A 12,276-nucleotide genomic window follows, 5' to 3' on the forward strand; every position below is an offset into this window, starting at 1 on the left:
CTGCCCCGGCCCGTCGGGGGACCCGCCGTCGGGCAGTGGCGTGCCCCGGAAGCTCACTCTTCCTCCCCGGCACCATGTCGCTCGCCGTTCTCCGGCCCTCGCCGTTGGCCGTCGGCCCGGTCCGCAGCTCGCCGGGGCCGGTTTCCGGTTGGGGAGGCGTCGCCCGCCGGGCGGCGCCCCTGGGGGGTCGAGGCCCCAGGGCCGCGCCGGGTCGCCCGGCCGCCGCCGCTCGCCGCCGAACGAGGCCGGCGGCGGCGCGGTGCGGCGGGCGTCGAGAGGGGGGTGGCCGACGTCGGCGCGGCAGCCGTAGAGGTGGGGATGGCCGGTGTTGTGGGCGGGGTGGCCGTCGCGGGTGAGGTGGCTGACGTCCTCGACGGAGTGGCCGTCGAGGGCGGGCCGGCCGATGTACTTGGGGTGGTGGCCGTCGGCAGTGCGGCGGCTGGACTCGTGGACGGGTCGGCGGGTGTGGGGGAACCGAGCGGCGTGGAGTCGGCGGACGGCAGGGGCGGGCGGGAGTCGACCGGGCGTTCCTCTTCGGTTGGCCGTTCCGTGTCGGTCGGCGGTTCCGTGCCGATCGACCGCATGGCCTCGGTGGACCGCTCCGCCTCGGTCGGCGCCACCGCCTCGGTCGGCCCTTCCACCTCGCTCGGCCCTTCCACCTCGCTCGGGTCACTGTGCGTGCGTTCCGCGCGCAGGCAGCGGCGGACGGATTCCGGGTCGAGGCCCTCATTGCAGGCCTGGTGGAGGAGGCGGGCGAAGAGATACTCGGGGTCGGCACCGAGCGCCATGGCGAGTGCCTCGCGCGCTTCCAGCTCATCGCCCATGGACCAGGCGACCCATCCCGCGAGGGTGAGTGGTGCCGCGGCGTGCTCGCGGTAGGGGCCGACGCAGCGACGGGCCAGGGCCCGCCACAGGCGCAGCGCCGGGGCGGCCTCGTCGCCCTCCATCCACTGGGCGGCGCGGTCGCGGGTCGTGCGGTCCTGGAGGCCGAGGATCAGTGTGGCGGCCTCGTCGTTCTCGAGGAGTCCGTCGTCGCGCAGGTCCGACGGGCGTGTGCCCGACACGGGAAAGGCCGCGGCGAACCGGTCCCTGATCCGCCGGGCCAAGGCGAGGGTTTCCTCGGCCACCTCGGCCCGGCTGTCGTCCATGAGGATCCTCGGCACGAGCGCGATGCTTGCTGTGTCGAGCGCGAGTTCCTGCCCCAGCGCGGCCGTGGACTCCCAGGGTTGGAACCTGGCTGTCAGGTCCTTCAGTGATCCGCGCACCTGAAGGCCCGCGTACGTCGCGGCGGCGGCGAGGACGGACGTCCCCGGCAGCCCCATCGACGTGCCCTCCGGCGGGCAGCATCCCTGCCCCGGGCAGGTGTAGGTCCAGAAGCGTCCGTCGGAGATGCAGAGTGCCTCGATCACCGGAACGTCGAGACGCCCGCATGCCGTCCGCAGCATCTGTGCGAGCGGGCGCAGACGTTCCATGACGTCCCGGCCCGATTCACCGCGCCCGGGTTCCTGGCACAGGTACACCACCATGCTCTCGGGACGGTTGCCCCGGCGCTCGCTCCCCTTCACCAGCCCCTGGGCGAGCTGATCGGAGGCCGCCGACCAGTCGTCGGCTTGGGCCGGGATGCCGAGCCGGGCCCGGCCCCCGAACCGGCCCCGCCGCTCCCTGTCGTGCAGGGCTACCAGCACGATGCTGTCGTCGGGGCGGTATCCGAGGAGATAGGGCAGCGCGTCGGCCAGCTCCGCCGGGGTGCGGAGAGTCACCTGATGCTCTCCGCCCGGAAGGCCCACGCCGCCCGAGTGATGATCGTCGCGGGTCTGCTCCGCGTCGCCGCCGTGGCGCAGCCCGCGGGGAATGGCCGGACCGCCGTGGATCACCGGGCCGATCTGACCGACCGGCCGGGCCCGGCTCTCGTGGCCGGGCCGACCGGCTGGACCGTCCCGACGGTCGACGGTCCGGCCGCCCGAGCCGTCCAGCCCCTCGCGGGAGCGGCTGTCCAGACCGTCCGCGCCTGCGCGGGAGTGGCTGTCCAGCCCCTCCAGTCCTTCACGGGAGCGGGAGCGGCCGTCCAGCCCCTCCAGCCCTTCGCGGGAGCGGCCGTCCAAGCCCTCCAACCCATCGCCGGACCGTCCGTCCGGATCGTTCCACACGTCGGCGCCGAGGCCGCCCGGCCCGCTCCGGCCACCCGGACCGCATTCGGTGCGCCCGCTGCCCTCGCCACCTACGAGGCCTTCCTCACCGGATCGATTGCGCTCGGGGTTCCAGCCGTATCCGCCGACCGAGCCGATGTTCTTGTCGCCGGACGTGCCGGTCGATTCGTCGCGATTCGTCATGCGGTGACCATCCCGCGGATCGCGAGATTCCGGTTGGGCCTGTGGATAACCGTCACCATGATCACGACAGAAGTTGTCCACAGCTCGACGTCTCGTTCGCGCTTTGTCCGACCCATCCGGTTGCATGGAGCCATGACCAACGCAGACCCGCGACCCACAGACCCCGACAACGCACACGACACCACCCGCGCAGAACTCCGGGCAACGGCCGACGCCGTCCTGGCCCGCCTCGTCGGCGCGCCGGCGGGCGAGGCGCGGCTGCGCGAGGACCAGTGGCGCGCCATCGAGGCGCTGGTGGCCGACAAGCGCAGAGCGCTGGTCGTGCAGCGCACCGGCTGGGGCAAGTCCGCGGTCTACTTCGTCGCGACCGCGCTACTGCGCGAGCAGGGCGCCGGTCCCACGGTGATCGTCTCGCCGCTTCTCGCGCTGATGCGCAACCAGGTGGAGGCGGCGGCCCGTGCCGGAATCCGCGCACGGACGATCAACTCCTCCAACACGGAGGAGTGGGAGACCATCCAGGCCGAGGTGGCGGCGAGCGAGGTCGACGTCCTCCTGGTGAGTCCGGAACGACTGAACAATCCCGACTTCCGTGACCAGGTGCTGCCCAAGCTGGCCGCGGCCACGGGCCTGCTGGTGGTGGACGAGGCGCACTGCATCTCCGACTGGGGTCACGATTTCCGCCCGGACTACCGCCGCCTGCGCACCATGCTCGCCGACCTCCCGCCCGACACCCCGGTGCTGGCCACCACCGCGACGGCCAACGCGCGCGTGACGGCCGACGTCGCCGAGCAGCTCGGCACCGGCGCGAGCACGGACGCGCTGGTACTGCGCGGCCCCCTGGACCGGGAGAGCCTGAGCCTCAACGTGCTGCGACTGCCGGACGCCGCGCACCGGATGGCCTGGCTCGCCGAGCATCTGAACGACCTGCCGGGCTCGGGAATCATCTACACGCTGACCGTGGCCGCGGCGGAGGAGGTCACCGCGTTCCTGCGTCAGAGCGGGTACACCGTGGCCTCGTACACCGGGAAGACGGAGAACGCCGACCGTCAGCAGGCCGAGGAGGACCTGCTCGCCAACCGCGTCAAGGCACTGGTCGCCACGTCGGCGCTGGGCATGGGCTTCGACAAACCCGACCTCGGCTTCGTGGTGCACCTGGGCTCACCCTCCTCACCGATCGCCTACTACCAGCAGGTGGGACGCGCGGGCCGCGGTGTGGAGCACGCCGAGGTCCTGCTCCTGCCGGGCAAGGAGGACCAGGCGATCTGGGAGTACTTCGCCTCGATCGCCTTCCCCCCGGAGGAGCAGGTACGGCGCACTCTGGACGTCCTGGCCAGGGCCGACCGTCCGCTCTCCCTGCCCGCGCTGGAACCGCTGGTCGAGCTGCGCAGATCCCGCCTGGAGACCATGCTCAAGGTGCTCGACGTGGACGGGGCCGTGCACCGGGTCAAGGGCGGCTGGATCTCCACCGGTATGCCCTGGACGTACGACACCGAGCGCTATGCCTGGGTCGCCAAGCAGCGGGCGACCGAGCAGCAGGCGATGCGGGACTACGTGTCGACGGCCGGTTGCCGCATGGAGTTCCTCCGGCGGCAGCTCGACGACGAGGGCGCCGCGCCGTGCGGGCGCTGTGACAACTGCGCCGGCGGGCGGTTCCAGGAGTCCGTGTCCGCGGCAGCGCTGGACGCGGCGAACGGCGAGCTGGACCGCGCGGGTGTCGAGGTCGAACCCCGGAAGATGTGGCCGACCGGGCTGGCGGCGGTCGGCGTCGACCTGAAGGGCCGCATCCCGGCGGGCGAACAAGCCGCTCCGGGCCGCGCCCTGGGGCGACTCTCGGACATCGGCTGGGGCAACCGGCTGCGGCCCATGCTCGCCCCGCAGGCCCCGGACGGGCCTGTTCCGGACGATGTCGCCCAGGCCGTGGTCGGTGTCCTGGCCGACTGGGCGAAGGGCCCTGGTGGCTGGGCCTCCGGGCAGCCCGACGCGACGCCGCGCCCGGTGGGCGTGGTGACCATCGCCTCGCGCTCGCGGCCGCAACTGATCAACTCGCTCGGCGCGCGGATCGCGGAGATCGGCCGGCTGCCGCTGCTGGGGTCTGTGGAGTACGTCGGCGAGGCGTCCCAGATCTCCCGCAGCAACAGCGCGCAGCGGCTCAAGGCGCTGGACGGCTCCCTGACAGTGCCGCCGCGGCTGGCCGACGTCCTGAGAGAAGCGGAGGGTCCGGTATTGCTGGTGGACGATGCCACGGACACGGGCTGGACGCTGGCGGTGGCATCACGGATGCTTCGCAGAGCGGGAGCCCAGGCAGTGTTGCCGCTGGTCCTCGCCGTACAGGCGTGACTCGTGTGTCGCTATTCGAAACACCGGGCAGGTATATAGGACGCTAATCGCCCGAAAACGGTCGGTGGCCCCAATTGCTCGTTGCCGCAACCCAGTTCGACAGGAAGAATTGAGCTCCGCTCCCCGCACGGTTTGCCCGTGGTCCGGTAGGGCTCTGCTGCGGCGTGCCATTCCCCCAAGTCCGACCCCGCCCGCTGTCCGGGCACGTAGCCGAAGGGAGGACCGTGACCTTCGGATTCGCTCCGTCCTCGGCGGCAACCATGTCTCCCGACCTGTCCGCCGCTTCCACCAACCCACTGACCCGCATGCTGGAACCCGCCGAATGGGCCTCGGCCGGAATTCCGCTTCTGCGCGATCCCCGTGAGGTCGTGAGCGGCCTTCACGCCCGGCACCGGCCCAGACCGACGACCGCGGTCGTCGCGGTGCTCGACCAGGACGAGCGGCTGATGGCGAGCGCCTCCTTCACCCGGCGTTCGGCACCCGCCGACGGCTGGATGTTCCGTAACGCGCTGCTCGCACAGCTTCGCCGGGTCATCCCGCACGACCTGCGGCGCCGCACTCCGGCGCGCACGGCCGTCCTGCTGTACTGCCGGGACGGCGACGCACGCTGGACGGAGGAGGACGGGGCCTGGATGTGGGGGCTGCGCGACGCCTGCACGCTCCACGGGCTGCGGTGCGGCGCGTACATCACGCTGACACGTGACGGCTGGCAGGTCCTCGGCGAGGGCCGCGGCGGACGCCGCCCCAACTCGGAGTCGGCCCCGGAGTTCTACGTGGGTGAGGTGCTGCCGCCCCTGCCCCGCACGGGCGGCGTCGCCTCCGAGGTGATGCGCCGGGCGGCCGCCCGCTGAGAACCGGTCCGTCACGGCCGGTGGCCCGCCTGGGGGAAGGCGGGCCGCACACGGCGGCCGGACGATTCGCTGGGCCGTACACACACGCGGCCGGACGGTACGACGGGGGCTTCAGCACGCGCCGGGCGAACCGTAGTGCCTCGCCCCTCTCGGCCGGGTGAACCCACGGCCGTGCAACTCGCGCACCGATGCGGCACGAGCGCGCGGCCCGATCCGGAGCACGCCGAAGCTCGGCGATCGAGAGGGCTTGCACCGAACACCTGCCGTCGTCGGCGTGCAGGCCGAACCCAGCGGTGCGCCGCGGTTCACGCAAGGTGACCGTGCACATGCCGGACCAAGCACGTCAGAGGGCGGCAGCGGTGAACAGGAAGGCGCGCATGCGGAGCGGTCGGGCTCCGGGCTGCGGCACCGGCCGGGATGCCACCCTCTGACATCGGCTCGGGTGCCGACCTGCGGCATTCGGATGCCGACCTGCGGCATCGGACGGGATGCTGAGCAGGTCCGCAGGTGCGCGGCGGACTCGACGTGTGTGGGTACGCCGAAGGGACCGCCGTGCAGGTGCCGCCGTGGCGGCACCCTCAGCGTCCCGCCGGGCGCGTTCCGGACCGGGTCCGGAACGCGCTCAGACGCCTGCGGCCAGGACCGAGTTGATCTGCTGCGGGTCTCCGCAGACGATCAGCAGGGCACCGGCCCGGCCGAGGGCCAGGGGCAGGGCGGTCGCGGCGACCTCGCCGGAACCACCGTTGACCGCGACCACGACCACGGGACGGGAAGCGGCGCGGGGCGCGGCAGCGGCGTCGGCGTAGAAGACGTCGTCGCCGGCGTCGTGCTGCGCCCAGTAGGCGGCCTCGCCGAAGGAGAGCTCGTGCGCGGCCCACGGGTGGGGATCGCCGGTAGTGATCACCAGCACCTCACCGGGGGCGCGGCCCGACTCCAGCAGCAGGTCGACGGCTTCTTCCGCGGCGTCCAGCGCACCGTCGGCCGAGGCCGGGACGAGCTGGATCTGCGGGGTGACGGCCGCGGGTGCGGCCGGCTTGGCGGACGGCCCCGGTGCGGCCACGACCGGCTCGCGCGGGGTGCGTTGGGCCGGCATCGGCCGGACAGGACCCGGACGGCCGGGACGCGGCGGGGCCGCGGGACGGGGACCGGGTACAGGGCGGGGGGTCGGCGCGGTGCGGCCACTGGCCGGAGTGACGCGGGGACCCTGGGCACTCTCGTGAATCTGAGGCTCCTCGGGAATGAGAGGCATGAGCTGATATCTATCAAACGCCGGTGCGACGCGCCCCGGCGGGTGGCACATGAGTGCGAACGGAGTCGTCAGAAGTCGAAGCCGAGCTGGCCTTCGATCTCCGGGACGTTTCCGTCCGTCAAGCTGCGGGCCTTCTTGAGGTGCCGCCACTGGGGCAGCGCATCAAGATACGCCCACGACAGCCGGTGGTACGGGGTGGGGCCCCGCTCCTCCAGCGCGGCTTTGTGGACCGGCGACGGGTACCCGGCGTTGGCCGCAAAGCCGAAGTCTGCATGGTCGATGCCCAGTTCGGCCATCATTTTGTCGCGCTGCACCTTGGCGATCACCGAGGCCGCCGCGACGGCGATACAGGACTGGTCGCCCTTGATCACCGTACGGACCTTCCAGGGAGCCCCGAGATAGTCGTGCTTCCCGTCGAGGATGACCGCGTCGGGGCGGACCGGCAAGGCATCAAGGGCGCGTACGGCCGCGAGGCGCAGCGCAGCCGTCATGCCGAGTCGGTCGATCTCGTCCGGGGAGGCGTGCCCGAGGGCGTACGCCGTCACCCATTTCTCCAACTCCACGGCGAGCACGGTCCGGCGCTTGACGGTCAGGAGCTTGGAGTCGGTGAGCCCGTCGGGCGGACGGCGCAGTCCGGTGACGGCGGCGCAGACGGTGACGGGGCCTGCCCAGGCACCGCGCCCCACCTCGTCGACACCGGCAATGACCTTCGCTCCGGTCGTGGCGCGGAGGGAGCGCTCGACGGTATGAGTGGGGGGTTCGTACGGCATGGCGCCCTCAGACTACGCCGCCCGGAGCCCCGCGCGACACCCAGGTCCCCGGGCCGCGGGAAAGCCCTCGCCTGCACCGGCGGAGTCGACCGTCACGCTGCCCAGTGCCACCCGGCGCGCACCGGCGGAGCCACCCCAGAGCCAACCCCGCACGGACCGGCGAAGCCGCCTCGCAGACACCGGCGGGGCCGGCCGAGGCGCGCCCGTCACCCCACGCACTCCCACCGGCCGGCCGGCCGGTCGGCGGTCGGCGGTCGGCGGTCGGCGGTCGGCGGTCGGCGGTCGGCCAACCGCCCCACACCGACAAGTCGACCAATCCCCCATCCACCCATGACGCCGACAAGATCAGCCCGATGGGACGACCCTCACAGCAAGATCAGCCCACCCGCACGCACAGCAACGGGACCATCATCTGGTCGATCATCTCCTGGAGATCCCGCTCGCTCCATTCGCTCGCGCACACCTTGGCGCGGTACATCATCATCGCCGGGACGGCGTCGAAGACGTACGAGTTCGCGGCCTCGGGGCGCACCTCGCCCCGGTCGATACCGCGCTGGACGACCTCGCGGAGCAGATGCAGCGTGGGTTCGACAACCCGGCCACGGATGACCAGATTGAAGCGCTCGGCCTGCCTGACATCGCATTCGTGAAGCACCGAGCGAAGCGCGATTCCCGGCGGCGAGAACATGGCCTCGCGCACCCGGCGGCACACCTGGAGCAGATCCTCGCGGACGCTGCCGAGGTCGGGGGCTCGCGTCAGGTCCGGCAGTCCGGCCTGGAGGGCGTCCGCGACCAGGTCGACCTTCGAGGGCCACCGGCGGTAGACCGCGGCCTTGCCGGTCTGCGCGCCGGCGGCCACGCCCTCCATGGTGAGGCCGTTCCAGCCGACCGCGCCGAGCTGCTCCAGGGCGGCTTCCAGGATCGCGCGCTCGAGAACGGCGCCGCGACGGCGCGAGGCGGGCGCCTGAGCGGGGGCGGCCGTCCAACGCGAAGTAACCATCAGAGTGTCTCCGTCGTACAGGGAGCGGTATTCAGGGAGTTCAGACTTCAGGGAGTTCGGACTTCAGGGAGTTCGGACTTTCGGACGAGGGGTGTGCGCGACCGGGTCGTCCGCGTCGGGCAGCGGCTTCAGTGAACGCTTGCGTTCACTGACGGGGAGTCACTACCGTTGACGCGCAAGTGAACGCGCGCGTTCACTAACTCACTTGTGGGGGAAGCATAGTGACAACCTCTCAGTTGATTAAGGACAGCAATCCAGGTGCGGCACGCCGGGAGGGACATCCCGGCATCGCGCTCACCGTCATCGCGGCCTGCCAACTCATGGTGGTACTCGACGCGACGATTGTGAACATCGCGCTCCCGCACATTCAAGACGCACTCGACTTCAGCACGACAGACCTGACATGGGTGGTCAGTTCGTACACCCTCACCTTCGGTGGCCTGCTGCTTCTCGGCGCACGGGCAGGTGACATCCTCGGCCGGCGCCGGGTCTTCATGACCGGCATCCTGCTGTTCACCTTCGCCTCGCTGCTCGGCGGACTGGCGCAGGAGCCCTGGCAGTTGCTGGCGGCACGGGCCCTGCAGGGCGTGGGTGGCGCGATCGCCTCCCCGACATCGCTGGCCCTGATCACGACGACCTTCCCCGAAGGCCCGGAGCGGAACCGGGCGTTCGCCGTCTTCGCGACGGTGTCGGCAGGTGGCGGCGCCATCGGCCTGCTCGCCGGAGGCATGCTCACGGAGTGGCTGGACTGGCGCTGGGTCCTCTTCGTCAACGTGCCCATCGGCATCCTGATCGCCGTTCTCGCGCCGATGTACATCAACGAGTCCCGGCGCCACCCGGGACGCTTCGACGTCGCGGGCGCGCTCACCTCGACGGCCGGTATGGCGTCCCTGGTGTACGGCTTCATCCGCGCGGCGGAGAACGGCTGGCGGGACGGTCTCACGATCGGGTCGTTCGGCGCGGCCGCGGTGCTGTTGCTGGCCTTCGGGATCATCGAGACGCGGGCGAAGGAACCCATCACCCCGTTGAGGATGTTCGCCGACCGGAACCGTTCGGGCACGTATCTGATCATGCTGAGCCTCGCCGCCGCGATGTTCGGCATGTTCTTCTACATCGTGCTCTTCGTGCAGAACGTGCTGGGGTACACGCCGATCTCGGCCGGTGTGGCGTTCCTGCCGGTGACGGTCGCGATCGCGGTCGGCGCGGGACTCTCGCAGCGGTTCCTGCCGGTGCTCGGCCCCAAGCCGTTCATGGTCACCGGCTCGTCGCTCGTCGCCCTCGGGCTCGGCTGGCTGACCTTCATCAGCCCCGACGACTCGTACGCCGGTGGAGTTCTCGGACCGATGCTGCTGTTCGGCTTCGGCATGGGCCTGAACTTCGTGACGCTGACGGTGACCGCGGTCTCCGGCGTCGCCCAGCACGAGGCGGGCGCGGCCTCCGGTCTGCTCAACGTCACCCAGCAGGTGGGCGGTTCGCTCGGCCTCTCCATCCTCACCACGGTCTTCGGGTCGGCCAGCCGCGACGAGGCCCAGAAGCAGATGCCGAAGTTCCTGGCGGACGGCTCGGCCGAGCAGAAGGCGGCCTTCGCCAAGACCCACCAACTGCCCGCGCCTTGGGGGCATGACGTACTCGCCCACGGCATCTCGACCGCCTTCATCCCGGCGGTGGGCATGGCCCTGCTCGCCCTGACCACCGCCGCACTGGTGATCAGGGTGCGCAAGAGCGACATGGAGGCTCTCGCGGGGACGGCGGCTCCGGCAGCGGGCTGAGGGCGCGCGCCGCACCGCCGGGACACCTGCGGTGGGCCCTAGGGCGCCGTGAGCCCAAGGGCGCTCCCGCCGGTGCGGCGAGAGCGCCCTTCCCGGACCGAGATCGCGGTCCAGTGATACGCGGTACGGGCCCAGGCATGCGCAGTACGCAACCGGTCTCAGCCCGTACGGAGCCGGTACGCAGCCGGTCATGGCGGTACGGGCCGGTCAGGCCGGCCGCCGGTGAAGCCGGTTGCACCGCCGGCTGGTCGCACCGGCGATCGGCGACCGGTGACGCCGGTCGTCCCGATGACCCGGCTCGCGCCGGTGACGCCGGTCGCGCTGTTGACGCCGAAGACCGGCCACGCCGAGCATCGGCCGACGGCGTCAGCGGTACTCGGGGACCTCTGTCAGCGAGTTGCACACGCTCTCGTCGACCGACGCGGCAGGCGGGTCGTCACGGAGGATGTCCCGGGCCCGGGCCTCACCCCAACTCATCGCGTACCAGGGCGTGTCGTCCTCGCCCAGTTCGTCGGCGATCGCACTCAGCACACAGGAACGCGCCGGCTCCTTGAGCTTGTCGAGGGCCGGTACGGCGTCGGCCGACAGATCGCGGGCGTACAGGATGTCGAACTTGCCCGTGTCCTCGTACCGCTGGACGTTGTTCTCGGCGATCAGGCCGTCCGGCGACATCAGCCCGAACGCGAGGACGCCGACCGCCGCGCTGGCCGCGACGACGCGGGGCAGCCAGCGGGCACCCCAGACACCGGCCGCCATGATGAGCACGATGACCAGGCCCAGCCACAACTCCCCGGCCAGCACCGAGATCCTGAGCCGCGTCAGCCCGTAGGCCTCCACGTACATGTCCATACGCCGCACGGCGGATGCCACGACAACGAGCGCCAGGGCGCAGAGAGTTCCCAGCACACCCCGCACCAGCTTGCGGTCGCCGGCGCCGTCCCGCGGGGCCCAGCGCAGCGCGAACACCACGACGAGCAGGGTCAGCAGCGTGACGATCAGGAGCTGCCAGAAACCCTGGCGCGCGTACTCCGCGTACGTCTGGCCGGTCTTCTTCAGCACGGCGTCGTAACCGCCGAAGAGGACGACGAGTTGGACCGCGTTGAAGGCCGCGAAGAGCACCGTGAGCACGATCAGCGGGAGGGCCCACTCGACACGGTTGCGCGGGGTCCCGGGGCGCACCACGACCCGGTCGAGTCGCACCGGCGCGGCCGCCGTGTGGGCCGCGGCCAGCGCCACGACCAGGCCCGACACCAGGAGCACCACGCGCACGGGTCCGCCGGTGACCGAGGTGTCCGGCACCAGGTCGCCGAGCAGATCGGCGAAGGCGGCGTCGGCTCCGGCGAACAGGGCGCCGAAGACCAGCAGCAGGAGCACGCTCACTACGAGCGAGCGCAGGCCGACGCCGACGCCGCGACGGGCACCGCCGAATCGTTCCCGCAGTCCGAGCCAGCCCCAGGTGACCCCGGTGACGACCGAGTTGATCACGCTGATGGGGCCGAGCAGGATCGCGGGCCAGGTGCGGCCGCCGTTCAGCGCGAGCGAGCCGAGCCCGATGGCCGCCGTGACGGCCAGGAACGAGGGCCAGTCCGCGTCCCGCAGAGCCGGCACCGCCAGCAGGCCGAGGCCGCCGATGCCCCAGACGAGGCTCCACGCGCGCGGGCGGCGCCCGGCGGCCCGGCCGGCGAAGTACGCGGCGAGCCCGGCGGGGATCGCCGCCAGCAGGAGGTTGATCCCGAGACCGCCGTCGAGGAGCAGCATGCTCAGCACGCCGGTCGCGAGCACGGCCCACAACGTGGGCGTGCGTACCGGGGCGGGCGACGTGACCCACAGCCCCGACGACCACACGTCCGGGGCGGACGCTGAGCCCGCCTTGCCGGTCCTCGCCTGCGGCGGCCGGGCGGCCTGAGCCCGCGCCCCGCCCACGGCCCCGGCACCGGTGGCCCCGGCACGGGCGGCCCCAGGCGCATCCG

At 72.0% G+C, this 12,276-nt stretch carries 9 protein-coding genes; 4 read left to right on the plus strand and 5 right to left on the minus strand.

The window, feature by feature from the left end; translation table 11 throughout:
• Nucleotides 1–53: 53 nt before the first annotated feature.
• Nucleotides 54–2,330, minus strand: a complete 2,277-nt coding sequence (locus ACZ4TO_RS08190) for a DUF4192 domain-containing protein (protein WP_468023735.1) — start codon at nt 2,328–2,330, stop codon at nt 54–56.
• Nucleotides 2,331–2,462: 132 nt separating this feature from the next.
• On the opposite strand from ACZ4TO_RS08190, the gene ACZ4TO_RS08195 reads away from it, so the two are divergent.
• The gene (locus ACZ4TO_RS08195) at nt 2,463–4,667 is read left to right on the plus strand and encodes a RecQ family ATP-dependent DNA helicase (RefSeq protein ID WP_468023736.1); all 2,205 of its coding nucleotides are present in this window, start codon (nt 2,463–2,465) and stop codon (nt 4,665–4,667) included.
• 224 nt (nt 4,668–4,891) lie between these two features.
• On the plus strand, nt 4,892–5,518 hold the full coding sequence (locus ACZ4TO_RS08200) for a hypothetical protein (protein WP_385040647.1): 627 nt from the start codon (nt 4,892–4,894) through the stop codon (nt 5,516–5,518).
• Nucleotides 5,519–6,140: 622 nt separating this feature from the next.
• Here ACZ4TO_RS08200 and ACZ4TO_RS08205 read toward each other — a convergent pair.
• The 3 genes from ACZ4TO_RS08205 to ACZ4TO_RS08215 form a co-directional block, all read right to left on the minus strand.
• Nucleotides 6,141–6,767 (minus strand): hypothetical protein, encoded by a 627-nt coding sequence (locus ACZ4TO_RS08205; RefSeq protein ID WP_382794207.1) that lies wholly within the window; start codon nt 6,765–6,767, stop codon nt 6,141–6,143.
• Between the two features lie 68 nt (nt 6,768–6,835).
• A complete protein-coding gene (locus ACZ4TO_RS08210) occupies nt 6,836–7,537 on the minus strand; it encodes a ribonuclease HII (protein ID WP_468023737.1) in 702 nt (233 codons plus the stop codon).
• A 376-nt stretch (nt 7,538–7,913) separates the two neighbouring features.
• On the minus strand, nt 7,914–8,537 hold the full coding sequence (locus ACZ4TO_RS08215; RefSeq protein WP_382794212.1) for a TetR/AcrR family transcriptional regulator: 624 nt from the start codon (nt 8,535–8,537) through the stop codon (nt 7,914–7,916).
• A gap of 221 nt (nt 8,538–8,758) precedes the next feature.
• Between ACZ4TO_RS08215 and ACZ4TO_RS08220 the strand changes: the two genes are divergently transcribed.
• Nucleotides 8,759–10,306 carry an MFS transporter gene (locus ACZ4TO_RS08220; protein ID WP_382794215.1) on the plus strand — a complete coding sequence of 516 codons (1,548 nt, stop codon included), beginning with the start codon at nt 8,759–8,761 and terminating at the stop codon, nt 10,304–10,306.
• A 366-nt stretch (nt 10,307–10,672) separates the two neighbouring features.
• Here the strand turns inward: ACZ4TO_RS08220 and ACZ4TO_RS08225 are convergent, their stop codons facing one another.
• Nucleotides 10,673–12,097 (minus strand): DUF4153 domain-containing protein, encoded by a 1,425-nt coding sequence (locus tag ACZ4TO_RS08225; RefSeq protein WP_468023805.1) that lies wholly within the window; start codon nt 12,095–12,097, stop codon nt 10,673–10,675.
• Here ACZ4TO_RS08225 and ACZ4TO_RS08230 point away from each other — a divergent pair.
• Entirely contained in the window at nt 12,063–12,212 is a 150-nt protein-coding gene (locus ACZ4TO_RS08230; RefSeq protein ID WP_468023808.1) for a hypothetical protein, read from the plus strand. The two genes, ACZ4TO_RS08225 and ACZ4TO_RS08230, sit on opposite strands and share 35 nt — an antisense overlap.
• Nucleotides 12,213–12,276: the final 64 nt, after the last annotated feature.

The sequence above is a fragment of the Streptomyces sp. NPDC028298 genome (assembly GCF_055565895.1).

Excerpts from the sequence above, each read along its gene's own strand:
- ACZ4TO_RS08190 (WP_468023735.1), bottom strand. The coding sequence starts at position 2,330 with ATGACGAATCGCGACGAATCGACCGGCACGTCCGGCGACAAGAACATC.
- ACZ4TO_RS08195 (WP_468023736.1), top strand. The coding sequence starts at position 2,463 with ATGACCAACGCAGACCCGCGACCCACAGACCCCGACAACGCACACGAC.
- ACZ4TO_RS08205 (WP_382794207.1), bottom strand. The coding sequence starts at position 6,767 with ATGCCTCTCATTCCCGAGGAGCCTCAGATTCACGAGAGTGCCCAGGGT.
- ACZ4TO_RS08210 (WP_468023737.1), bottom strand. The coding sequence starts at position 7,537 with ATGCCGTACGAACCCCCCACTCATACCGTCGAGCGCTCCCTCCGCGCC.
- ACZ4TO_RS08215 (WP_382794212.1), bottom strand. The coding sequence starts at position 8,537 with ATGGTTACTTCGCGTTGGACGGCCGCCCCCGCTCAGGCGCCCGCCTCG.
- ACZ4TO_RS08230 (WP_468023808.1), top strand. The coding sequence starts at position 12,063 with ATGCTCAGCACGCCGGTCGCGAGCACGGCCCACAACGTGGGCGTGCGT.